The 20,259-nt window shown below is 73.6% G+C and carries 23 protein-coding genes and 2 pseudogenes; 14 read left to right on the top strand and 11 right to left on the bottom strand.

Going from position 1 to position 20,259, the window contains the following annotated elements; translation table 11 throughout:
• Nucleotides 1-7 precede the first annotated feature (7 nt).
• Both ACFY00_RS27720 and ACFY00_RS27715 read left to right on the top strand, forming a co-directional pair.
• Nucleotides 8-547 (top strand): annotated as a pseudogene (locus tag ACFY00_RS27720) (winged helix-turn-helix domain-containing protein).
• Complete coding sequence (locus ACFY00_RS27715) at nucleotides 457-1,071, top strand: transposase (RefSeq protein WP_388034255.1); 615 nt, start codon at nucleotides 457-459, stop codon at nucleotides 1,069-1,071. The pseudogene ACFY00_RS27720 and the gene ACFY00_RS27715 overlap by 91 nt, the downstream one beginning before the upstream one ends.
• Nucleotides 1,072-1,335: 264 nt before the next feature.
• Here ACFY00_RS27715 and ACFY00_RS27710 read toward each other — a convergent pair whose 3' ends face one another.
• A complete protein-coding gene (locus ACFY00_RS27710) occupies nucleotides 1,336-1,890 on the bottom strand; it encodes a hypothetical protein (RefSeq protein WP_388034254.1) in 555 nt (184 codons plus the stop codon).
• Nucleotides 1,891-2,077: 187 nt separating this feature from the next.
• On the opposite strand from ACFY00_RS27710, the gene ACFY00_RS27705 reads away from it, so the two are divergent.
• Nucleotides 2,078-2,299 carry a hypothetical protein gene (locus ACFY00_RS27705; protein ID WP_388034253.1) on the top strand — a complete coding sequence of 74 codons (222 nt, stop codon included), beginning with the start codon at nucleotides 2,078-2,080 and terminating at the stop codon, nucleotides 2,297-2,299.
• 66 nt (nucleotides 2,300-2,365) lie between these two features.
• A pseudogene (locus tag ACFY00_RS27700) lies at nucleotides 2,366-2,980 on the top strand (transposase); the annotation flags it as partial.
• On the opposite strand, the gene ACFY00_RS27695 reads toward ACFY00_RS27700, so the two are convergent.
• From ACFY00_RS27695 to ACFY00_RS27685, 3 genes are all read right to left on the bottom strand, one after another.
• Nucleotides 2,884-3,504 carry a hypothetical protein gene (locus tag ACFY00_RS27695; RefSeq protein ID WP_388034252.1) on the bottom strand — a complete coding sequence of 207 codons (621 nt, stop codon included), beginning with the start codon at nucleotides 3,502-3,504 and terminating at the stop codon, nucleotides 2,884-2,886. The pseudogene ACFY00_RS27700 and the gene ACFY00_RS27695 sit on opposite strands and share 97 nt — an antisense overlap.
• 367 nt (nucleotides 3,505-3,871) lie before the next feature.
• Complete coding sequence (locus ACFY00_RS27690; RefSeq protein ID WP_388034251.1) at nucleotides 3,872-4,366, bottom strand: hypothetical protein; 495 nt, start codon at nucleotides 4,364-4,366, stop codon at nucleotides 3,872-3,874.
• 845 nt (nucleotides 4,367-5,211) lie between these two features.
• Complete coding sequence (locus ACFY00_RS27685) at nucleotides 5,212-5,535, bottom strand: hypothetical protein (RefSeq protein ID WP_388034250.1); 324 nt, start codon at nucleotides 5,533-5,535, stop codon at nucleotides 5,212-5,214.
• A gap of 136 nt (nucleotides 5,536-5,671) precedes the next feature.
• Here ACFY00_RS27685 and ACFY00_RS27680 point away from each other — a divergent pair, with 136 nt between their 5' ends.
• Nucleotides 5,672-6,685 (top strand): alpha/beta fold hydrolase, encoded by a 1,014-nt coding sequence (locus tag ACFY00_RS27680; protein WP_388034249.1) that lies wholly within the window; start codon nucleotides 5,672-5,674, stop codon nucleotides 6,683-6,685.
• A 457-nt stretch (nucleotides 6,686-7,142) separates the two neighbouring features.
• On the opposite strand, the gene ACFY00_RS27675 is transcribed toward ACFY00_RS27680, so the two are convergent.
• The gene (locus ACFY00_RS27675; protein ID WP_388034248.1) at nucleotides 7,143-8,069 is read right to left on the bottom strand and encodes a pirin family protein; all 927 of its coding nucleotides are present in this window, start codon (nucleotides 8,067-8,069) and stop codon (nucleotides 7,143-7,145) included.
• Between the two features lie 128 nt (nucleotides 8,070-8,197).
• Between ACFY00_RS27675 and ACFY00_RS27670 the strand changes: the two genes are divergently transcribed.
• The 3 genes from ACFY00_RS27670 (at nucleotide 8,198) to ACFY00_RS27660 (ending at nucleotide 11,169) form a co-directional block, all read left to right on the top strand.
• Nucleotides 8,198-8,683: a carboxymuconolactone decarboxylase family protein gene (locus tag ACFY00_RS27670; RefSeq protein WP_388034247.1), complete on the top strand. Its 486-nt coding sequence runs from the start codon at nucleotides 8,198-8,200 to the stop codon at nucleotides 8,681-8,683.
• A gap of 171 nt (nucleotides 8,684-8,854) precedes the next feature.
• Nucleotides 8,855-10,075: a serine hydrolase domain-containing protein gene (locus ACFY00_RS27665; RefSeq protein WP_388034246.1), complete on the top strand. Its 1,221-nt coding sequence runs from the start codon at nucleotides 8,855-8,857 to the stop codon at nucleotides 10,073-10,075.
• Nucleotides 10,076-10,152: 77 nt separating this feature from the next.
• Nucleotides 10,153-11,169 carry a hypothetical protein gene (locus tag ACFY00_RS27660; RefSeq protein WP_388034245.1) on the top strand — a complete coding sequence of 339 codons (1,017 nt, stop codon included), beginning with the start codon at nucleotides 10,153-10,155 and terminating at the stop codon, nucleotides 11,167-11,169.
• Between the two features lie 97 nt (nucleotides 11,170-11,266).
• Here ACFY00_RS27660 and ACFY00_RS27655 read toward each other — a convergent pair whose 3' ends face one another.
• Both ACFY00_RS27655 and ACFY00_RS27650 read right to left on the bottom strand, forming a co-directional pair.
• Nucleotides 11,267-11,809 carry a GNAT family N-acetyltransferase gene (locus ACFY00_RS27655; RefSeq protein ID WP_388034244.1) on the bottom strand — a complete coding sequence of 181 codons (543 nt, stop codon included), beginning with the start codon at nucleotides 11,807-11,809 and terminating at the stop codon, nucleotides 11,267-11,269.
• Nucleotides 11,810-12,009: 200 nt separating this feature from the next.
• The gene (locus ACFY00_RS27650; RefSeq protein WP_388034243.1) at nucleotides 12,010-12,768 is read right to left on the bottom strand and encodes an alpha/beta fold hydrolase; all 759 of its coding nucleotides are present in this window, start codon (nucleotides 12,766-12,768) and stop codon (nucleotides 12,010-12,012) included.
• Between the two features lie 347 nt (nucleotides 12,769-13,115).
• Between ACFY00_RS27650 and ACFY00_RS27645 the strand changes: the two genes are divergently transcribed.
• Entirely contained in the window at nucleotides 13,116-13,976 is an 861-nt protein-coding gene (locus ACFY00_RS27645; protein WP_388034242.1) for an S-methyl-5'-thioadenosine phosphorylase, read from the top strand.
• 145 nt (nucleotides 13,977-14,121) lie between these two features.
• Here the strand turns inward: ACFY00_RS27645 and ACFY00_RS27640 are convergent, their stop codons facing one another.
• On the bottom strand, nucleotides 14,122-14,448 hold the full coding sequence (locus ACFY00_RS27640; protein WP_388034241.1) for a hypothetical protein: 327 nt from the start codon (nucleotides 14,446-14,448) through the stop codon (nucleotides 14,122-14,124).
• Between the two features lie 343 nt (nucleotides 14,449-14,791).
• Between ACFY00_RS27640 and ACFY00_RS27635 the strand changes: the two genes are divergently transcribed.
• Entirely contained in the window at nucleotides 14,792-15,136 is a 345-nt protein-coding gene (locus ACFY00_RS27635; protein WP_388034240.1) for a hypothetical protein, read from the top strand.
• A gap of 189 nt (nucleotides 15,137-15,325) precedes the next feature.
• Here ACFY00_RS27635 and ACFY00_RS27630 read toward each other — a convergent pair whose 3' ends face one another.
• Both ACFY00_RS27630 and ACFY00_RS27625 read right to left on the bottom strand, forming a co-directional pair.
• Nucleotides 15,326-16,222 carry a GNAT family N-acetyltransferase gene (locus ACFY00_RS27630; RefSeq protein WP_388034239.1) on the bottom strand — a complete coding sequence of 299 codons (897 nt, stop codon included), beginning with the start codon at nucleotides 16,220-16,222 and terminating at the stop codon, nucleotides 15,326-15,328.
• A gap of 289 nt (nucleotides 16,223-16,511) precedes the next feature.
• Nucleotides 16,512-17,273: an alpha/beta fold hydrolase gene (locus ACFY00_RS27625; protein ID WP_388034238.1), complete on the bottom strand. Its 762-nt coding sequence runs from the start codon at nucleotides 17,271-17,273 to the stop codon at nucleotides 16,512-16,514.
• 179 nt (nucleotides 17,274-17,452) lie between these two features.
• On the opposite strand from ACFY00_RS27625, the gene ACFY00_RS27620 reads away from it, so the two are divergent.
• Nucleotides 17,453-18,244 carry a DNA-formamidopyrimidine glycosylase family protein gene (locus ACFY00_RS27620; protein ID WP_388034237.1) on the top strand — a complete coding sequence of 264 codons (792 nt, stop codon included), beginning with the start codon at nucleotides 17,453-17,455 and terminating at the stop codon, nucleotides 18,242-18,244.
• A gap of 36 nt (nucleotides 18,245-18,280) precedes the next feature.
• Here the strand turns inward: ACFY00_RS27620 and ACFY00_RS27615 are convergent, their stop codons facing one another.
• Nucleotides 18,281-18,913 carry a uridine kinase gene (locus ACFY00_RS27615; protein WP_388034236.1) on the bottom strand — a complete coding sequence of 211 codons (633 nt, stop codon included), beginning with the start codon at nucleotides 18,911-18,913 and terminating at the stop codon, nucleotides 18,281-18,283.
• Nucleotides 18,914-19,092: 179 nt separating this feature from the next.
• Between ACFY00_RS27615 and ACFY00_RS27610 the strand changes: the two genes are divergently transcribed.
• From ACFY00_RS27610 to ACFY00_RS27600, 3 genes are read left to right on the top strand one after another with little or no spacing between them, the layout of a single operon-like run.
• Complete coding sequence (locus ACFY00_RS27610; protein WP_388034289.1) at nucleotides 19,093-19,605, top strand: phosphohydrolase; 513 nt, start codon at nucleotides 19,093-19,095, stop codon at nucleotides 19,603-19,605.
• 59 nt (nucleotides 19,606-19,664) lie between these two features.
• The gene (locus tag ACFY00_RS27605; protein ID WP_388034235.1) at nucleotides 19,665-19,838 is read left to right on the top strand and encodes a hypothetical protein; all 174 of its coding nucleotides are present in this window, start codon (nucleotides 19,665-19,667) and stop codon (nucleotides 19,836-19,838) included.
• A complete protein-coding gene (locus tag ACFY00_RS27600) occupies nucleotides 19,835-20,143 on the top strand; it encodes a dsRBD fold-containing protein (RefSeq protein ID WP_388034234.1) in 309 nt (102 codons plus the stop codon). Before ACFY00_RS27605 ends, ACFY00_RS27600 begins: the two co-directional genes overlap by 4 nt.
• The last annotated feature ends 116 nt before the right edge of the window (nucleotides 20,144-20,259 follow it).

The following is a 20,259-nucleotide window of genomic DNA, read 5'->3' as shown; positions in this document are numbered from 1 at the left end:
CATCGAAGTGAGATATGCGCAGGACGGCGGGCTGACTGACGCCGAGAGGGCCGCGCGGGAGCTGTTACGGCTCCAGGCCGTGGAACGCTTCGAGTCGGGGCAGAAGAACAGGGAAATCGCCGCCGTATTGCGGGTGAGCGAGCGGTCGGTCGAGCGGTGGCGGCGGGCCTGGCGCGAGCACGGAGAGGCCGGCGTCCGGTTGAAGGGGGCACCGGGGCGCCCGAGGCTCGAACCTGGCCAGCTCACCAGACTGGAGCGGTAGTTGGGGGGCGGGCCGCTCGCCCATGGGTGGGCGGACCAGCGGTGGACGCTCGCGCGGATCAAGACGCTGATCGGCCGGTTGTTCCACGTCTCGTACACGGTCGAGGGCACGTGGCAGTTGCTCAAGCGGCTCGGCTGGTCGTGGCAGCAGCCGGCCCGTCGCGCGATCGAACGCGACGACGATGCTGTCGAGGTGTGGCGGGAGGAGACCTGGCCGCGGGTAAGAGAATCGCGGCGGAGCGCGACGCGTGGCTGGTCCTCGAGGACGAAGCCGGGCAGTCGATGACTCCGCCGCGTGCCAGGACCTGGGGCCGGATCGGCCGTACCCCGGTCGTGCGGGTGAGTGCCCGGGGCTCCGGACGGGTGTCGATGGCGGGGATGACCTGCTTCAAGCCGGGCGAGCGGTCCCGACTGATCTACGCGGTGCGCGAGTACCGAGGCCGCAAGACCGAGCCGAAGGGCTTCGGCTGGCGGGACTTCCGCGACCTGATCGTCCGTGCCCGCATCCAGCTGGGCGGCCCGATTGCTCTGGTCTGGGACAACCTCCGCCTCCACCTGGCAGTAAGGATGCGGGAGTTCATCACCGCGAACGCCGACTGGCTCACGGTGTTCCAGCTGCCGACCTACGCCCCCGACCTCAACCCGACCGAGGGCATCTGGTCCCTGGTTAAGCGTGATATCGGAAACCTTGCCGCCACTGACCTCGGCCAGATTACCCGGGCCGTGAAGCGCAGGTTCAAGCGCATCCAGTACCGCCCGGACCTGGTTGACGGATGCCTCCTCGGCACCGGACTCATCCTCGACGGATGACCGACATCACACTTTCAACTTCAGTACGTCATCGAGCAGTCCTTCGCCCAGCTCCACCAGCTCAAGCGCCTCACCACCCGGCGGGAACGCCCCCTCGAACTCCACCGCTCGCTCGTCTCGCTCGCATGCGTCCTCATCCGCTGGCGAAGGCTCAACAAGCCGACACTGTGATCGTGTTAGGAGCTCAAAGACGCGCCGAGCTGAGTGGATGCCGGGCCAGACGGCGGAGCTGACGCAACCTCCAGTAGGCGCGCTGCAGCGCATTTAACCGCTTCCAATTTGTACGTTGTACTCGGTCTCCGTCTCCGTCTCCGTCTCCGACTCCGTCTCGGTCTCGGTCTCGGTCTCCGACTCCGTCTCGGTCTCGGTCTCCGACTCCGTCTCGGTCTCGGTCTCCGACTCCGTCTCGGTCTCGGTCTCCGACTCCGACTCCGTCTCGGTCTCCGACTCCGACTCCGTCTCGGTCTCCGACTCCGACTCCGTCTCGGTCTCCGACTCCGTCTCCGTCTCGGTCTCCGACTCCGTCTCCGTCTCGGTCTCCGACTCCGACTCCGTCTCGGTCTCCGTCTCGGTCTCAGTCTCAGTCTCAGTCTCTGGCTCGGATTCCCCTATGGAAATAGGCTCAAGCGCTTCGGGATTCTTTTCAAGCGACTGCGTTGCCCAATAGGCAGCGCGATCCTCTGATTGGGGCAGCGGGGAGAATGTTGATACCACGCCTACTTTTCCATCGACTTCAGCGGTGAATCTCCAGCCGTACCACGGATCATGCTCGTTTGGCGGTACCTGAACCCCGGGCCTAAATATGGTAATGGAATGCATTTTCAACTCAGTCTAGAAGGAAGTCGGAATCGCTGAATTACCCGATAGCCACTCTCGAACCGTACCGCCGAACCCATTCGGCTGCTGCTTAGAACCCGTGACACGATCTTGCTGATTGTTGCTGGCTGGGCGTGACCGATGTGACGTTCCGTCTGTTCGTGATGGCCTGAGCAACAGGCCGTGGATCGTGGACGATGAGCTGTACACCGGGATCGTTCGGTGGCAGTTACCACTGGAGCTGGGCTTCGGCTCCGGGCGGACCTGCTGGCGTCGGCTCTGTCGTTGGCAGGAGGGCGGGGTGTTCGAGGCCCTGCACCGCGTACTCCTGGCCCGGTTGAACGTGGCCGGGCTGATTGATCGACTGGACGCGCGCGTGGACGCCTCCCACGTGCGCGCGAAAGGGGGGTGAGGCGACCGGCCTGTTGCCGGTCGACCGTCGCAAGACCGGCGGCAAGCACCGCGCGATCAGCGGCGGCGGCTCCCGTTCCACGTTACCACCACCGCCGCCAACGTCAACGACGTCAACCGGCCCCTCGCCCTGGTCGACAACATCCCGCCGGACGCCGACCGGGTCGGCCACCCCCGCCACCGCCCGGATCCCCTGCTCGGCGACAAGGGCTACGACAGCAAACCAACCGCCGCGAGCTGCGCAAGCGCCGGATCCTGCCCGTCATCTCCTGGTGTGGCGAGCCCGGCATCATCGGCCTCGGCAAGCCCGTTACGTCGTCGAGCAGACCTTCGCCCAGCTCCACCAGTTCAAGCGCCTCGCCGTCCGCCGGGAACGACGCCTCGACCTCCGCAACGCCTTCGTCTCACTCGCTTGCGCACTCATCCGCTGGCGGCGCCTCAACAAGTCGGCACCATGATCGTGTCACGCCCGTCGTCAGGGGACGCGAAGGCCGCCGAGCGGTGCGTGCCGGGTCCCAGCTCTCGCCTGGCCCGTGGGCAGGGGAGCTCGCTGCGTCGGGACGCAGGTCGTCGCGGGTGCTGTCGTCACGTGGGTGGGCGTCCCCAGACCTGCTCCGTGCGGGTGGGGCCGACGAATCGGCCCAGCTCGCCTACATCGGCCCAGGAACGGTTGGCCCCGTAGTTGTAGGGGAGCAGGGAGTCGGTCGCCTCGTGCGGCGCGAGGCCTTTGTTGGGTATTCCGACCAGCCCCTGGCCGGTGTCGGCGAACTTGGTACAGCTCCGCGTAGACCTAGCCGTCGTGCTCCCACTCGCGTCGTCCGACGGGCTTCTGCAGGACGGTCTCGAACCACGCGGCGGCTGCTTCGGCGAGGACCCGGGAGCGCCGATCGCTTCCATGGCCAGGTCGGTGGGTTCGTCGGGGAGGTAGTACATCGCGTAGTCACCACTGATCAGGTCGCCGCAGATCCTGGGGCTGGCCATGTGCACTCCGAAGGTGGCCAGATGGGTGCTTCTCTCCGGGACGCTGATGTGGGCGACGGCCACCGGGGCGGCTTCGTCCTCGTTGCGTAGCACCTCGCTGTGGGCCGCTGGGAGGGTCCAGGTGGCGGTGCGCTTCCACAGCGCCGCCACGAAGGCGAGCTCGCCGGGGCCGAACCTGTACCAGTGGTAGTAGCGGGGAGGGCGGGACCAGGGACTCTCGGACACGACGGCCAGTGCAGAACACGCCCCACAGGCGCCCCTGGGCAGTCGGGGACCCTGGGCAGGCAGCCGCGCGGGGGGAGTCCGTCGGGGGTGAAACCCTCACCGCGTTCCGGCGGCAGGGTATTTGAGGCCGAGACCGTGAAGACGTACGTGTCGCGCATCCTGGCGAAACTCGGTCTGCGCGGCCGTGTCCCCCCGTCGGGGACGGGCTGCTGCCCGGCCCGCCGCGAGCCGGAACGACCGGCCCGGCGGGCCGTGGCGGTGGCTGCCGGGGGCCGTACACCGCGTCCAGCAGGCCGGTGACGAAGGCGTCGAGGGGCCGCCGCTCAGGGCGTCCGGGGTCGCCCCGTGCTGCAGCCGCCCGTGGCGGTCAGGCGCACCAGAACAGCACCGGTTTGCAGGTGGGCGACGGGCTGGCCGAGCGGGTCGGTGTGGCGGGACCGGTTGTCGCCGGGGCCGTCGGGCTGGGCGCGGACGGGGTGGTGGTGGGCGAGGCGGCCGGTTTGGAGGCCGGTGCCGTGGCCGGTGCCGTGGTCGGGCCGGTGCTCGCCGACGGGCTCGCGGAGGAGGCCGGGGCCGACGGCTTGCTGCTGCGGTGGGTGTCGGCGGGGGAGACGGAGGCCGTGGTGGCGTGCGCGGACGCCTCGTCCGAGGCCGCGTCGCCGATGGACGCCGAGTGCCCGGGGTCGGTCGGGCCGGTGGGCGCGACGGCCCCCTCCGGCCCGCCCATGACGGCCATCGCCATCGCCCCGATCCCGCCGACCACCAGCCCGGCGACCGACAGCACCACCGCCCCGCGCTGCCGCCCCCGCGCCCGGCGGCCCCGGGGCGGTGCGGTCGCCGCGCGGCTGCGCTGCGGCGGCACGCGAGGTTCCCCGTCGGCGGGCGGGCCCACCTCCGGAATCGGCTGCGCGGACGTCGATTGCGCTCGTCCGGGTGGCTCGTGGGTCGGCTGCCTGTGCGGTTGCTGCCCGGCTGCGTACGCGGGTGTCGCAGTCGGGGCCGGTGCCTGGGCCGAGATCGTCGGTCCGGACGGGGCACCGGAGTTCCCGCACCCTGGGCAGCACAGCGCGCCGTTGAGGTGCCGTCGGCAGGCCGTGCAGTAGTTCATGTGATCTTCCGTCGAGTCTTGGGTGCTGCCTCGCATGCCGGAGCCTAAGCACCGCACACGTCCGATGACAGCGACAGCCCGTGAGGCTTTTGGGTAGATCAGGTGGTCGTCCGTCCTCAGCCGGCCACCGGTGCGGCAGACCGTGCCGTTCGGCCGGAAGACCATCGGGGACGGGTCGGCGCCGTTGTTGCCGCCGCTCGGTGTGGACCGCGCGTCGTCCTGGCCGTCGGTGACCCGGTTCGGCAGCCGCGGTCGGAGGGGAGGATCAGCTGTCCGGTCAGGCGGTGACTGCGGAAGGCGGCCCGTAGGGCGTCGGTGCGGGAGGCGTTGGTGGCGGAGCCGGTCAGGGGCCGAAGGCCGACCGGTCAGGAGGGCCGGCGGTGGCAGCGGATCGCGCGCCGGGGCAGCGCGAACACGGTGCGCCATCGGCGGGCGATGCTGCTGCCGGCCCCGGTTGGCGGGAACCGGGTGCCGGTGCTCGCCCGGCCGGTGCAGGCGGGCGAGGAGACGGCGCGGGACGTGATCCACCGGTTCAACGAGATCGGCCCGGCCGGCCTGGACTCCCGGTGGGCGGTCGGCAGACGAGCGCCCCGGCCCGACTACTGCGACGCCCGCAAGGCCGCCCCCGCCGAAGCGACATCCAGGTCGACCACGACGTCCTCGCCCTCCCAGCGGCCACGCTCCGAGATCGCCAGGCCGATCAGGGCGAGTTCCGCCGCCTGGTCCCGAAGCTCGTACTCCTCGTGGGTCTCAGGAGCGCGCCCGCCCAACTCGTCGCGTTCCCACGCGTCCACGGCGGCCTCGGCCACAACCCCGGGCAGTCGCACAGTGACCTGGCCGACCTGGGCGTCGACATGCTCCCCGATCGCTGCCAGCGCCTTCGAGTCGGCCCGGTACCGGCCGTACTGCTCATGATCCACCATGAGGCGAGGCTACTCAGGAGCGGAGCGTCTGTCGCCGCCGTTCACCCGGTGGACCTGTGCGGTCCCAGCACTGGAGGAGAGGGCCGACGCGGCGGGGTTCGGGGCCGGAACTCCCGGGCCCGGCGCGGACGTTCTCGTGGGGAGGGGCCGGAAGGCCCGCTGCCCGGACGAGGAGCTGGAGTTGAGCGACGGCATCGAGCACGGCCAGGTCGAGGTGAACGGGGTGCGGCTGCACCTGGCGGAGCAGGGTGAGGGGCCGCTGGTCCTGCTGTTGCACGGGTTCCCGGAGAGCTGGTACTCGTGGCGGCACCAGTTCGGCCCGCTGGCCGCAGCCGGATACCGGGTGGTCGCGCCGGACCAGCGCGGGTACGCCCGCAGCTCACGGCCGGAGGCGGTCGACGCGTACACCCTGCTGCACCTGGTGGGCGACGTGACGGCGCTGATCGGGGCGCTGGGCGCGCGACGGGCGGTGGTGGTCGGGCACGACTGGGGCGCTCTGGTCGCCTGGGCCACGGCGGCGCTGCGGCCGGACCTGGTGCGCGGGGTGGCCGGGCTGAGCGTGCCGCCGCTGCCGATGAGCGGACCGCCGCCGCTGCGATCGCTGCGGGAGGCGTACGGGGAGGGCTTCTACCAGGTCTACTTCCAGGAACCGGGCCGGGCCGACGCCGAGTTGGCCTCGGACGTCCGGACGAGCCTGCGGCGCATCCTGTGCGGCGTGCAGCCCGACGGGGTGCCGCGGCCGTGGGTCGTCCCCGAGGGCGGCAAGCTCCTCGACACCCTCCCCGAGCCCGAGCGGCTACCGCACTGGCTCACCGAGGCCGACCTCGACGCCTTCACCGCCGACTACGCCCCGCACGGCGAGCACGCGTTCACCGGCGGGCTCAACTGGTACCGCAACCTGGACCGGAACGCCGAACTCCTGGCCCCTTTCGCCGACCTGTCGATCGACGTCCCGGCGCTGTACGCCGCGGGCGAGCAGGACCTGGTCAACGCGCTGGTCCCGCCGGAGGCACTGGCCCACCTGCTGGGCCGACTGCCCCGGCTGCACGGCCACCTCCGCCTCCCGGGGACCGGCCACTGGACCCAGCAGGAACGCCCCGCCGAGGTGAACGCGGCCCTGCTGGACTTCCTCGCCCACCTGGACGACTGACCTCGTACGTGGACAGCCGCGGCGCGTGCTCGGGAGGGCCCGGCCCTGCTGATCACGCGGCTCGACCTGCCGGGAGTGCCGCCAACTGCTGCTCGTACGCGGCTCGTCGGTCCGAGAGGGGTCCGACGACGGCTCGGACGGTGTCGGGCAGGTGGTCGCGACGGCCGTGGTGCCGGGTGAGGGCGCGCCAGTTCTTCGAACTGCGGGTCCGCCGCCTTGCCCGGCAGGGATGCGCAGGAAGCTGACGGGTGGTCGGTAAGGTCGGCAAAAGGTCGGCATTCATCCACCCGGGCCCTGCGGAACACGCCCGTGGATGGGAGCCGGCGGGCGGGCCGCGACTGCCCTTGAGGCCCTTGCCGACGACGTTCGTCAGTGCTGGAGCCCTGGTCGGAGGCGGTCGTGGAGCACCCGTTCCGCTCCGGTGGACGCGACCGCTCCGACCATGGGTTTCCGCGGGTCAGTCGCGGTTTCCGCGCGCCTTGAGGGTCACGTTCGGGAGTTCCGGGGCGGGCAGGCGGTCGCCCGGGTAGCCGTGGACCTCGCCGAACCGGACCCCCTGCTCCCAGTCGAGTCGGGCCTGTGCGATCTCCTCGCTGGACCGGCCGATGAAGTTCCACCACATGACGATGTCCTCGCCGAAGGGCGGGCCGCCGAGCAGGATCAGGCGGGCCGGGGTGGGGGAGGTGTTGGTGAGGGTGAGTGTGGTGCGGCCGGGCGGGAGGTGGCCGAGGTCGGCGGGGTGGAGGGGGGTGTCGGCGAAGAGGACCTCGCCCTGGTCGACGAGGAGGCCGTGTTCGAAGGCCGGGTCGACGTCGAGGGTGGTGGTGGCGCCCGCGGGGAGGGTGAGTTCGGCGCCGAGGAGGGGGGTGAAGGTGGGGACGGGGGAGGTGTCGCCGGCCAGGGTGCCGAGGAAGACCCGGGCCTGGCCGCCGCCGGGGAGCGGGACGGGCGCGGGGACGTGGTGGTGGAAGTCGCGGGCGGTGTGCCGGTGGGCGTCGGGGAGGGCGACCCAGAGCTGGACGCCGTGCAGGACGGTGGTGGTGGCGGTGGAGGTCTCGGAGTGCGCGATGCCCCGGCCCGCCGTCATCAGGTTGAGTTCGCCGGGGCGGACGAAGGCGTGCACGCCGAGGCTGTCGCGGTGCTCGATCTCGCCGCTGAACAGCCAACTGACGGTCTGCAGGCCGATGTGCGGGTGCGGGGCGACGTCCATGCCGCCGGTGGTGGCGACGTCGTCCGGGCCGTAGTGGTCGACGAAGCACCAGGCGCCGATGAGGGTGCGCTCGCGCTGCGGCAGGGTGCGTCGGACGGTCATCGCGCGCGGGCCGCCGAGCGGGACGTCGCGCGGGGGCAGGACTTCGGCGGCGCCGTTCTCGGTGGTGCTCATCGGGGTGCTCCCTCCCGTGCCGCCGCGGACCGGCGAACACGTCCAACAAGTCGTTTCATCTTCAACTATCATGGATCGGGGCGTCCGACAAACGCCGGTCCGCAGTGGAGCAGTGGAGGAGAGTCCAGGTGTCCGAGGTGACCGAGGTGGCGGCCCCGACGGGTCGGGTCTACGTCGACAAGCAGACCCCGCAGGCGTTCCGCGCCATGCTGGGCACCGCGGAGGCGGTCCGGCAGGCGGCCGCCGACGCCGGGCTCGACCGGCGGCTGGTCGAACTGGTCAACCTGCGGGTCTCGCAACTCAACGGCTGCGCCTACTGCCTGGACGTGCACACCAAGGCCGCGCTGAAGGAGGGCGAGAGCGTGCAGCGGCTCGGCGTGCTGGCCGCCTGGCGGGACGCCGCCGTGTTCGACGCGCGCGAACGCGCCGCCCTCGCGCTGGCCGAGGCGACCACCCACCCGTCCGACGCGGCCGCGCAGGAGGCGGCGTACGCGCAGGCCCGGGAGGTGTTCGGCGACCAGGAGATCTCGGCGGTGATCTGGGTGGCGATCGCCATCAACGCGTTCAACCGGGTCTCGATCCTGAGCAAGCACCCGGTCCGCCCGGCCCGCTGACGTCCCATCGGCGCAGGTCGTCCGCTGACGGGGGGCGTCCGCGGGCGGGGCGGCCGCCCGCCGCACGGGTGGAATCGCGGGGGCGGGCGGGCGGCCGCGGCCCGGTGCGGGCGTCCGGGTGGTGACCTGGGCGGAACACGTCCGCCCCCTCCCCGGAAGAGGTGCCCCGCCATGCGCCGTCCCCGCGTCCGGCGACTCGCCGTCGCCCTGCTCGCCCTGAGCGCCCTCGCCCCCGCCGCCCCGGCCACGGCCGACCCCGGCGCCCCGTTCGCCCGACCCGCCCTGCAGCCCGCGCACCGCCCCGTGCACCCGTCGGTGGACGAGGACTGCCCGCTCGACCCGGCGCTCGCGGCCCGGCTGGACGCGGCGATCGCCGAGGTGCGCGAACGGACCGGGACGCCCGGGGTGATCGTCGGACTGTGGCTGCCGGGGCGCGGCACGTACGTCCACGCCGACGGCGTCGCGGACAAGGCCACCGGGCAGCCGATGACCCCCGACCTGAACCTGCGGATCGGCAGCGAGACCAAGACCTTCACCGTCACCGCCGTGCTCGAACTCGTCGACCGCGGCCTGCTCGGCCTCGACGACCCGATCGCCAAGTACCTCGACGGCGTGCCCGACGGCGAGCACATCACGATCCGCCAACTCGCCGAGATGCGCAGCGGACTGTACTCCTACACCTTCGACGACGACTTCGTGAAGGCCCTCCTCACCGACCCCCAACAGCCGTTCACCCCGCAGCAGTTGCTCTCCTACGCGTTCAAGCACGACAACGTCTTCCCGCCCGGCACCGACTTCCAGTACTCGAACACCAACACCGTCCTGCTCGGCCTGCTGGTCGAGAAGCTCGGCCGGATGCCGCTGCGCGACTTCATCCACCGCAACGTCACCGGCCCCGCGCACCTGGAGCGCACCCTCTTCCCGCGCGCCGCCGAACTGCCCCGCCCTTACGCGCACGGCTACACCGACCAGACCCTGGACGGCTCCGTCGCCGACGCCACCCACTGGAACCCCTCCTGGGGCTGGGCCGCCGGTGCGATGATCTCCGACCTGCACGACCTGCACAGCTGGGCCAGGACCCTGGCCACCGGCACCCTGCTCAGCCCCGCCACCCAGGCCGAGCGCGAGAAGTTCCTCCCCGTCCCGGGCTTCGGCGACGGCGCGGGCTACGGGCTCGGACTGTTCCGGGTCGGCGGCTGGGTCGGCCACAACGGCTCACTGCCCGGCTACGAGAGCGTCACCGTCTACCTGCCCGAGCAGGACGCCACCCTGGTGGTCCTGCTGAACACCGACATCATCCACGAGGGCAGCGAGCCCTCCACCCTGTTCGCCCGGGCGGTCACCTCGATCGCCACCCCCGGCCACGTCTACGAGCTGCCCGCCGAGAAGTGACCCCCGGTCGGGAACCCCGGCCCCGGACCCCGTCGTCCCTCCCGTCGTCCTGGAAGACGACGGGGGAGGACCCGGACGTGCGGGAGATCGGACCGTACCGGGTGCTGCGAGCACCCGGAACCGGCGACGGCACTGCGGACGGCGTCGGCGGCGCGGCGCGGGGCCACCTGTGCCGCGCCGCCGACGGGTTGCTGGTGGTCGTCGAGGAACTGCACCCCGCCCATGTACCGGACGCCGCCGCCCGCCGCCGCTTCGCCCGGCGGGCCCGCGCCGCCGGGCGGATCGACGGGCCCTGGACCCTGCCCGTCCTGGACGCCGACCCTGAGGCCGAACGGCCCTGGCTGGCCTCCGCGCACGCCCCCGCCCCCGACCTGACCCGCCTGCTGCGCGCCACCGGCCCGCTGTCGGTCGCCACCGTCCGCCGCCTGGGCGCGGGACTCGCCCGGGCCCTGGCCGCCGGGCACGCCGCCGGAGTCGTCCACGGCGGACTCGAACCCGCCCGGGTCCTGGTCACCGCGGACGACCCGTTGCTGACCGGCTTCGGCCTCCCGCCCGCCTCCGGCCCGGACGGCAGCACCGGCCCCCTCGGGTACGCCCCGCCCGAGCAGATCGAACGCCCCGCCGAGGCCGGATCGCCCGGCGACGTCTTCGCCCTCGGCGCGCTGCTCGCCACCGCGGCCCAGGGCCGCCATCCCTGGACCGGCCACCCGCGACCGTGGGCGACGGGCGCGGGCGCGGGTGCAGGCGGTGGCATCGGGAGCGCTGCCGGGGCGGAGGACGCCCGGGCCGTCCGGCGGCGCACCCTGGACGGCCGGCCCGACCTCGCCGACGTCCCCGGGGCGCTGCTGCCCGCCCTCGCCCGCTGCCTCGACCCCGACCCGGTGCTGCGCCCGACGCCCGGCCAACTCCTCGTCCTGCTCGGCTCCGACCTCGGCCCCGACCTCGACCCCGCCCCCGACCCCACCCCCTGGCTGCCGCCCGCCGGGCTCGCCCTCGTCGCCCGGTACGCCGCAGATCTTCCCCGGGCGGACGAGGCCGGGCCCCTCCGCCTGCACCCGCTGGTCGACCGGCGACCCGTCGGGCACCCGGCCTGAACCGATCACCCCGGTTCGGTTCTGCCCTGCCCTGCCCAGCCCAGCCCAGCCCGGTCCGGTCCGGCTGACGGCAGGGCGCGGCCGGGCGGGCGGGTGCTCAGGGCCGGTACTCGGGCAGGTCGGCCGGGCGGATCCGGTACACCTGGAGGTTCAACCCGTAGTACTTGGTGGTCTCGCCGACCCAGCGCATCCCCAGCCGCTTCGCCACCGCGTGCGCCCGGTCGTTCTTGGGCCGGGCCACCGCGAAGACCTCCTCGACGTCCTGGGTGAACGCCCAGCGCAGCAGCGCCAGACCCCCCTCCGTCGCGTAGCCCTCGCCCCAGTACTGCGGGGAGAGCTGCCAGGTGATCTCCAGGTCCTCGTCGTAGGGCGGCAGCGGACGGATGCCCAGACCGCCGACCACCCTCCCGTCCTCGCGGCGCTCCACCGCCCACCGTCCGCGCGGCGGCAGCAGTCCGGGCTGCTCCTGCTCCCAGCCGCGCAGCACCGAACGCATCGCCTCGACGTCGACGACCTGGTCCATCACAGGCGTCAGCCAGCGGGCGACGTCCGTGGAGCCGTACACGGCCAGCGCGTCCTCGGCGTCGTCCGGTGTCCAGTCCCGGACGACGAGCCGGTCAGTGGTCAGGCTGATCCCCATGGGCGGGTCCTCCCTCAGTCGATTGGCGGACGTCTCCCTCCACCGGAGTGTGCGCCCCCTACCCGCCCGGGGCGAGCCGGAAGCCGGAACCGCACCAACCGTCACCGGACGGTCACCCGCCCGTCGCGGACCGGTCCGTCTCCCCTCGGTCCGTGCCCTTCCGGACCGTGCCCCTCCGGCCGGTAGGGCGACCGGGCGGGTCAGTGGCCGCCGCGGAGCGGGATGTGCAGGCCGTTCCGGTCCGGGCCGTGCAGGGCCAGGGCGGTGCGGACCTCCTCGGGCAGCGACCTCAGGCCGAGCAGGGCCAAGGCCAGGTCGGCGGCGGCGCGGTGCCAGTCACCGGCCCGCCGCATCAGGGTGTGACCGCTGCCCAGCACCCGGTAGCCGGCCACCCGCGCGCCGTGGTCGCGGGCCCGCAGCGCGAACAGGTCGGTCTCGTCGGGCGGGGTGACCCTGTCCCGGTCGCCGTGCAGCATCAGCACCGAGCGGCCCCGCAGGTGCTCGGTCGGCTCGTCCTGCGGACACCACGGCGCCAGCGCGACCACACCCCGCACGCACGGGTGGGCCGCCGCCCGCAGGGCCGCCCGCCCGCCCATCGAGTGCCCGATCAGCACCGTCGGCACCGGCCCCAGCTGCTCGGCCAGGTCGGACATCGCCGCCTCCGCGTCACGGGCCGCGTCCGCCCGGTCGCCGTTCCAGCCCCGGCACCGGTAGCGCACCGTGCCCACCGCCAGCGACCGCCCGCCCGCGGCCTCCGCGCCGCGCTGCACCGCCCTCGCGAACGGCCGCATCCGCAGCCCCGGCAGGTTCAGCAGCGGAGGCGCCGCCGCGCCGAACTCCTTCCCGCCGTGCAGCACCAGCACCGCCGCGTCCGGTGAGGACGGCAGCACCCGCCAGGCCAGCGGCCGGTGCGCCCCCACCACCTCGGCACCCGAGTGCACCTCCACCCGCCCGCCCATCGCACCGCCCCATGTCGTAGTCGCCCGGTCGTTCAGCGGCTCGCGGCCGCCCCTCCACCACCCGCGGCCGCTGCCGGTGGAGTTGACACTGTACGCGGGCGCCGTGCGGGGCGGCCCGGACCGGGACGAAACGGTGGTGAACGGGCAGACGCACCGGGTGGACGGCGCACCACGACCGCCCTTGCACGCGGGCGCAGCTGACTGCTCGTAAGGTGGGAGCGCGCCCGAGGTGCTCGGCCGGACCGTTCCGCCCGAGCCCCGGCCCCGCGCACCGCGGACCCGATCCACCCGCCCGGCTCCGCCGGGCGCCCGGGGCCGCGACCGACCGCCAGAGCCGAGGGAGAGCCATGGCCGACGTCCACCCGCCCCGCACCGACGGCACCCCGACCGCCGAGCTCGGAGTCATCGGCGGATCGGGCCTGTACGCGCTGCTCGACGACGTCACCGAGGTGCACGTCGAGACCCCGTACGGGCCGCCGTCCGACGCGCTGTTCGTCGGCGAGGTGGCCGGGCGGCAGGTCGCCTTCCTGCCCCGCCACGGCCGCGGCCACCGGCTGCCGCCGCACCGGATCAACTACCGCGCCAACCTGTGGGCCCTGCACGCCCTGGGCGTGCGCCAGGTCCTCGGGCCGTGCGCGGTCGGCGGCCTGCGGCCCGAGTACGGGCCCGGCACGCTGCTGGTGCCCGACCAGTTCGTCGACCGCACCTCCGGGCGGGCGCAGACCTACTACGACGGCCGGATCCTGCCCGACGGGTCGATGCCCGAGGTGGTGCACGTCTCGATGGCCGACCCCTACTGCCCGGACGGCCGCGCCGCCGCCCTGGCCGCCGCCCGCGACCTCGCCTGGGAGCCCGTCGACGGCGGCACCCTGGTGGTGATCGAGGGCCCGCGCTTCTCCACCCGGGCGGAGTCGCGCTGGTTCACCGCCAACGGCTGGTCCGTGGTCGGGATGACCGGCCACCCGGAAGCCGTCCTCGCCCGCGAACTCGGCCTCTGCTACACCTCGTTGGCCCTGGTGACCGACCTGGACGCCGGGGTCGAGACCGGCGAGGGCGTCACCCACGCCGAGGTGCTGGAGGTCTTCGCCCGCAACGTCGACCGGCTGCGCACCGTCCTGTTCAAGGCCCTGGAGTCGCTGCCCGCCGCCCGCGACTGCATCTGCTCGCACGCCCTGGACGACCTGGACACCGGCCTCCCCGGCGTCTGACCCGTCCGCCCGTCTGACCCGTCTGACCCGCCCGTCTGTCCGCCGTCCGCCGGTCCGCTCCTTCGGCCCGGGGTCTCCGCCCGGGGCCCCGGGTGTCCCGGGCCGGAAGTGCGGGCCGCCCGGCGGCGGCCCGCCGCCCGGGCGGCTACCGGGTTCGCCTGCGTCGGTGCAGATGGGCCGCGACCGTCATCAGCACCACCAGCACGGCGGCCCAACTGGCCAGGACGGCCAGCAGCAGGGCCGGTTCGTCCAGTGCCACCGCCAGGGCCAACAGTCCGAACGAGAGGGCCAGACAGCACGAGATCGCCGTGACCACGATCCACGGCCGGGCCACCAGCGCCCGTCGTAGCCGTGCGGCCCTCGCCGGCCGCATCGTGCGCAGCTCGCGCTCCAGCTCCTGATCGCTCCCCAGCTCGGCCTCGATCTGCTGGAGGATCAGTAGCTCACGCGGGGAGAGTGCGGGTCCTTCCATCAACCACCTCCGCGCCGCAGGCAGGCACGCCCCGGCCTTCCCCGCCGACGCGACCCTGCTCCCAGGTAGCAACACATGTGCCCGCTGGACGCCGGTTCTAACACGCGAACAAGCGCTCGACCTCCTCGATGTCCACCGGCCGTCCCTCCCGTTGACGCCCCGTCGACCCCGGCTCGTCACCGGCGGCCCGTGATGCGGTCAACCGTGGTGCGCACGGGAACGGAGTGACACGCGAGGCGGGCAAGCAGAACCGTTTTGCTGCCGGACCCCGCTCCTACGGTGGTGTGCGACGAATCGGGCGTTCCGCCCGCAACCCACCCCTACCGGAAGGCCGTTCCACCCCATGCACCTGCGTCAGGCGGTTGCCGCCGCCGCTGCTTCGATCGCCCTGCTGCTCGCCCTGCCCAGCCCGGCCGGGGCGGCCGTCGGCGAGTTCCGCTACACCTACTACGACGACTTCGGGAACCGGGCGGCCGGTGTCCTCGTCGAGCCGGACAGCCGCGTCTGCGTCACCCTGCCCGAGGTCGCCGACCCCGACACCACCGAACCCGCCTTCGCCCCGCAGAACTTCACCGGGTCGACCGTCACCGTGTTCACCGGCCCCGACTGCGACGGCGACTACTACAGCCTCCGTCCGGGCGGCCGCGCCTCCGACCGGCTCAAGCTCCGCTCCGCGCTGTTCTCCTGAGGCGCTCCCTTCCCAAGTGTTGTGCCGCGCGGTGCTGTTCTGTCGCCGCCGTCGGCCTGGCGCAATCCGCCCTGAGCTGACCTGACCGGCCCGCTGCGCCCCCGACCCGCTGGGCCCCGACCCGTTGGGTCGGCCGCTCCACCGGCCGACCGCCTTGCTGGCGGGCCGGTCGGTGGAGCGGCCGGCCGGTCAGCCCGCGGCGGGCGGTTCGGCGATCAGGGCGGTGGCTATCCGGCGGAAGCCCACGCTCTCGTAGATCCGCGCCACGTCGGCGTCGCTCGCGGAGAGGAACACCGTCCGCACCCCGGTGGTGCGGGCGTGCTCGACCAGGTGCGCGGTGACGCGGCGGGCCAGGCCCTGGCGGCGCAGGGCGGGCAGGGTGGCCACCGCGACGATCTCGCTGACCTCGCCGACCGGCTGGTGGCAGCCGGAGGCGGTGGCCGCCCCGTCCGCTCCGACGGTCGCGGCGAGGACCGTGCGCCCGGCCGTTATTCGCTCCGCCATGCGGGCCACGGCTGCTTCGCTCTCGGGGCCCTGCACCGCTTCGGCGAGCTGTTCGGGCCCGGCGGTGCCGATCCCGGTGCCGGCCTCGGCGAAGGCCAGGTGCGGCAGCATGACGGCGCTCGGCAGCAGCGGATCGCCGGGGGCGACGGTGCGCACCTCGGGGTCGTCGGCCGCTGCCACCGTGCTGTCGGCGGTCGTCGGGTCGGTGGCGGACGGGTCGGCGGTGGTCGGGGCGTCGAGGTCGAGCACCAGCAGCGGGTGCTCGTGCACCTCCAGCCCGGCGGCCTCGACGGCCGCACGCAGGGCGGGGGAGGTCTCGTGCACCCACTCGAAGCTCTCGGGCGCGCCGAGTTCGCGCTGCCGGGCCCGGACCCGTTGCACGTCCTCGGCGGTGAAGACGCCCGGGCCGCCCAGGGTGGGGCGACCGTAGTAGTGCCAGCCCTGCCCGGTGCGGACGAACAGGGTGAGGGGGCCGTGCTCCTCGGTGGTGGCGGAGAACCGGGGAGCCGCGTCGTAGTAGGTCTCCAGCCGGGCCAGGACGGCCTCCGACCCGGAGGTGAGGGGGTGGTTCGTTTCGCGCATCGTGCCGTCCAAAGGTGGAGTTCGTCCTCTTCTGCGGAGGTTGATCAGGCGGCATCACATCAGAGCGGTCGATCGTGTGCACGGGTTTTTTCGAACCAGGCGCACCGACCGTTCGAAGAGGGAGGGCTGACGGAGCATCAATGGAGAACCGTTTCCGCCAATTCCCGCTCGGTCTGCAGCGGCCCGAAGAGCAGCCGGCCCGCCGGGGCGCCCGTGGTTGCGGGGCCCCGGCCGACCGGTGGGATTCACTCGGGTGAGTGAACCCGGGGAAGGGGGAGGATGACGGGGATCAGCGTCGGCCGACCTCGGCGAGCCGGGCCAGCAGCAGTTCGGCGGTCTCCGCGGGGCGCTCCAGGGCGGGCAGGTGGCCGGCCCAGGGGAGTTCGCGGTGCTCGGCGTCCGGCAGCAGGGCCGCCAGGTCGGCGGCGATCCGGCGGAAGTCGTCCAGGTCGTGCGCGCCGGAGTACACCAGGGTGGGCGCGACGGCCGCCCGCAGGTCGACCGAGACCCGGGTCGGGGAGATCTCCTCCTCGGGCGCCAACTGCACCTCGTACGCGTTGCGCTGCATCGTCCGGACCTTCGCCCGGGCCGCCTCGTCCGCGTCCGGTCCGAGCCAGGTGTCGACCATCAGCTCGACCGCCTCGTCCAGGCGGCCGGACTCGACGAGGTCGACCTCCAGTTCGTCCAGCGCGACCAGTTCGGCGCTCGGTTCGTGGTCGGGGCTGCCGGGGCAGAGCAGGGTCAGCGAGCCGACCCGGTCGGGGTGCAGGGCGGCGAACTGCAGGGCGATCCGGCCGCCGAAGGAGGAGCCGACCAGGGCCGCCCGTTCGATGCCGAGTTCGTCGAGCAGGTCCGCCAGGTCGGTCAGGTTGTCGTACGGGCGGTCCGCGCAGGGGGTCTCCCCGAAACCGCGGAAGTCGCACCGCAGCACGCGGTACCCGGCCTCGCGCAGTGCGTCCCACTGCCCGTCCCACATCCGCCGGTCGCAGACGGAGGAGTGCAGCAGCACGACCGCGGGGCCGTCTCCAGCCACCTCGTGAGTGATTGTCATTCCGCCGACCGTAGAGCACGAACAGGTCACTGACCAGGGATTTCCGCTGCCGGCAGAGAACGGCGACGGCGGCCGCGGCGGCCGGGTTCCGGCCCGGTTCCGACCGGGTTCCGGCCTGGGCCGGTCGGCGGGGGAGGGGCGTCGGTCGCGGTGTCGGCGGCGGGCGGCATGATGGGGGCGTGCCCGAAGGAGACAGCATCTACCGCGTCGCCACCCAGCTCGACCAGGCGCTGGCCGGTCACGTGCTGACGGTGTCGGACTTCCGCGTTCCCGCGCACGCCACCGCGGACCTGAGGGGGCGCCGGGTGCTGCGGACGGTGCCGCGCGGCAAGCACCTGCTGACCAGGTTCGAGGGCGGCGTGACGCTCCACACCCACCTGCGGATGGACGGCCGCTGGCAGACCTTCCGACCCGGCGAGCGCTGGCGCAGCGGTCCCGCGTTCCAGATCCGGGTGGTCCTGGGCACCGAGCACGGCACCGCCGTCGGCTACCGGCTGCCCGTGGTCCAACTGCTGCGCAGCGACCAGGAGCACCGGGTGGTCGGCCACCTCGGCCCCGACCTGCTCGGCCCGGACTGGGACGCCGCCGAGGCGCGCCGCCGCCTGCTCGCCGATCCGCGGCGTTCGGTCGGCGAGGCCCTGCTCGACCAGCGGACCCTGGCCGGCATCGGCAACGTGTACGCCAACGAGCTGCCCTTCCTGGCCGGTGTCACCCCCTGGCTGCCGGTCGGCGACCTGCCCGACCCGGACGACCTGCTGGACGGCGCCCGGCAACTGCTGGACGCCAACAAGCTGCGGCCCGGCCACGTCACCACCGGCGACCCCCGCCCCGGTCAGCAGCACTGGGTGTACGGCCGGGGCCGCCGCCCCTGCCGGCGCTGCGGCACGCCCATCCGCACCGCCAAGCACGACCGGGACCGCGTCGCCTACTGGTGCCCGCGCTGCCAGCACGGCCCCGCGCCGACGGCCTGAGGCCGCCCGGGCACCGGCCCGCCGGCGCGTCCGGCCTCAGTCCCGCTCCACCAGCGCCGGGTGCCGGGGGTCCTCGACCCGCACCGTCAGGTCGGCCAACCCGCCCGGGTCGGTCTCGGTGCGGTAGCGCTCGTGCGCGGGCAGCGTCCACCGCTCGGCCGCCGGGGTGCGGCGGGCCAGCGCGGCGGCGGACTGGGCCAGGTGCACGGTCAGCTCGAACGACAGCCAGCGGCCGAGCAGGAACGGCCCGTCCAGCAGCAGCACGCCGCGCGGCGGCAGTTCGACGTAGTGGGCCCGGGTGGCACGGTCGGTCTCCCGGTCCCAGTACGTGGGCAGCACGCGGCCGTCGCCGTCCGGTTCGAGCGGGTCGAGGACCTCGCGGAGCAGCGCGCCCTGGTCCAGCCACAGGTCGTGGAAGGCGTCCGGGTCCTGCTTGCCGTACTCGAAGCGCACCGAGGCGGGCCGCAGGAAGTCGTCCGCCGAGACCCGCTGCACCGGTCGGCCGAGCAGCCGCAGCGGCTCCACCAGGGCGTCCGCCAGCTCGCCGGGGCGGGTCGCCGCCGCGCCGTCGATCGCGACCCGCAGCCGCCGTCCGTCGTCGGCCAGTTCGTGGATCCGCCCCGCCAGCAGCTCGACCAGCCGCTCCGGGGAGATCGGGGTCACCCGCACCGGACGATCACTCCCTTCGGTCAACCGGACTATACGTCGCGGCGCCTGAGGATCCGTCGTCCGAACCCGGCCCCGGGGCGGCGGGGCCGGGCGGGCGTGGAACACTCCACGGGAAGCCGGGTGCCCGTTCAGACCACTCCGGCCACAGTGCTCCGGACGGAGTGGAGAGCGAGGACGTGATGGCCGCGGTGCCCTTCCTGACCCCGGAGGAGGTCGACGCGCTCGCCGCCCGGGCGCACGCGGGCCAGTACGACCGGATCGGCGTGCCGTACGTGGAGCACGTGCGCGCGGTCGCCGCGGGCGTCGCCCCGTTCGGCGCGGGCCTGCGGATGGCGGCGCTGCTGCACGACGTCCTGGAGGACACCCCGCTCACCGCCGAGGACCTGCTCGCCGCGGGCGTCCCCGCCGCCGTGGTGGCGACCGTCCGGCGGGTCACCCGCACGCCCGGGGCGGACTACCGGGCGATGCTGCAGGACGTCGCCACCGACCACGCCGCCGCCCTGGTCAAGATCGCCGACAACGCCCACAACTCCCGCGCCGACCGCGCCGCGCTGCTCCCGGCGGCGGACCGGGCCCGGCTGGCCGAGCGCTACCGGGCCGCCCGCGCCGTGCTGTGGCCCGCCGTCGCGGTGGCGGACGTCCGGACGATCGTCGCGCTGGTCAACCCGGACCTGCTGGCCGAACTCGACTGAGCCCGTCCACGGGGGCACGCTGGAAGGAGAAGCGGGGGTCCGAGAGCGAGGAGCCCGGGATGTCCGAGATGAACGACAGGCTCGACGAGAAGGCCCGGCGGGACGAGGACGACGTCCGGTCGGCCGACCCCGAGGAAGGCGTCACCTCCTACCAGACCATGCACGCGTGGGAGGAGTCCCAGGCGGAGGGCGATCCGGTCGCCGACCCGTCGCGGCCGGAGGAGCAGCGGTGAGCGGCCGCGCGGCGGCGCCCGAGCCGCACAGCAGCGAGTGGTCGGTCCGGCTTCGGGTGGTCGAGGTCGGCGACCTCACCCAGGCGCACGCCGTCCTCGACACCGGCGTCCAGCTGATCGAGGTCGAGGCCGAGGCCCATCGCAGCAGCACCGACCCCGCGGACCCCGAGATCGGCGACGAACTCGCCGTCGGCCGGGCCCTCACCGCCCTCGGCCAGCAGCTCGTCCACCGCGGCTCCGTCGCCGCCGAGGCCGCCGAATCCGCCCGCCGCCGCGACGTGCCGCCGCCCGACAGCGCCTGGTGACAGCGCCTGGTGACGGGCCGCCCCGCGGCGGCCGAAGATCAGTGCACGAAACAGCCGAATCGTGACCTTTCACCGCCCCCGCGCCGGAACCCGCCCGGCCGGGGGCGCGTCACTCC

The organism is Kitasatospora sp. NPDC001540 (assembly GCF_042894345.1).
Classification (GTDB): Bacteria; Actinomycetota; Actinomycetes; order Streptomycetales; family Streptomycetaceae; genus Kitasatospora; species Kitasatospora phosalacinea_C.
The sequence above is the reverse complement of the archived record's forward strand: the minus strand, read 5'-3'. Positions and strand labels throughout refer to the sequence as shown.

What these genes read in the sequence shown, in the direction of transcription:
- ACFY00_RS27635 (WP_388034240.1), top strand. Translation starts at nt 14,792, where the DNA reads ATGCACCTGCGTCAGGCGGTTGCCGCCGCCGCTGCTTCGATCGCCCTG.
- ACFY00_RS27685 (WP_388034250.1), bottom strand. Translation starts at nt 5,535, where the DNA reads ATGGTGGATCATGAGCAGTACGGCCGGTACCGGGCCGACTCGAAGGCG.
- ACFY00_RS27640 (WP_388034241.1), bottom strand. Translation starts at nt 14,448, where the DNA reads ATGGAAGGACCCGCACTCTCCCCGCGTGAGCTACTGATCCTCCAGCAG.
- ACFY00_RS27645 (WP_388034242.1), top strand. Translation starts at nt 13,116, where the DNA reads ATGGCCGACGTCCACCCGCCCCGCACCGACGGCACCCCGACCGCCGAG.
- ACFY00_RS27605 (WP_388034235.1), top strand. Translation starts at nt 19,665, where the DNA reads ATGTCCGAGATGAACGACAGGCTCGACGAGAAGGCCCGGCGGGACGAG.
- ACFY00_RS27625 (WP_388034238.1), bottom strand. Translation starts at nt 17,273, where the DNA reads ATGACAATCACTCACGAGGTGGCTGGAGACGGCCCCGCGGTCGTGCTG.
- ACFY00_RS27665 (WP_388034246.1), top strand. Translation starts at nt 8,855, where the DNA reads ATGCGCCGTCCCCGCGTCCGGCGACTCGCCGTCGCCCTGCTCGCCCTG.
- ACFY00_RS27655 (WP_388034244.1), bottom strand. Translation starts at nt 11,809, where the DNA reads ATGGGGATCAGCCTGACCACTGACCGGCTCGTCGTCCGGGACTGGACA.
- ACFY00_RS27675 (WP_388034248.1), bottom strand. Translation starts at nt 8,069, where the DNA reads ATGAGCACCACCGAGAACGGCGCCGCCGAAGTCCTGCCCCCGCGCGAC.
- ACFY00_RS27630 (WP_388034239.1), bottom strand. Translation starts at nt 16,222, where the DNA reads ATGCGCGAAACGAACCACCCCCTCACCTCCGGGTCGGAGGCCGTCCTG.
- ACFY00_RS27610 (WP_388034289.1), top strand. Translation starts at nt 19,093, where the DNA reads ATGGCCGCGGTGCCCTTCCTGACCCCGGAGGAGGTCGACGCGCTCGCC.
- ACFY00_RS27650 (WP_388034243.1), bottom strand. Translation starts at nt 12,768, where the DNA reads ATGGGCGGGCGGGTGGAGGTGCACTCGGGTGCCGAGGTGGTGGGGGCG.
- ACFY00_RS27710 (WP_388034254.1), bottom strand. Translation starts at nt 1,890, where the DNA reads ATGCATTCCATTACCATATTTAGGCCCGGGGTTCAGGTACCGCCAAAC.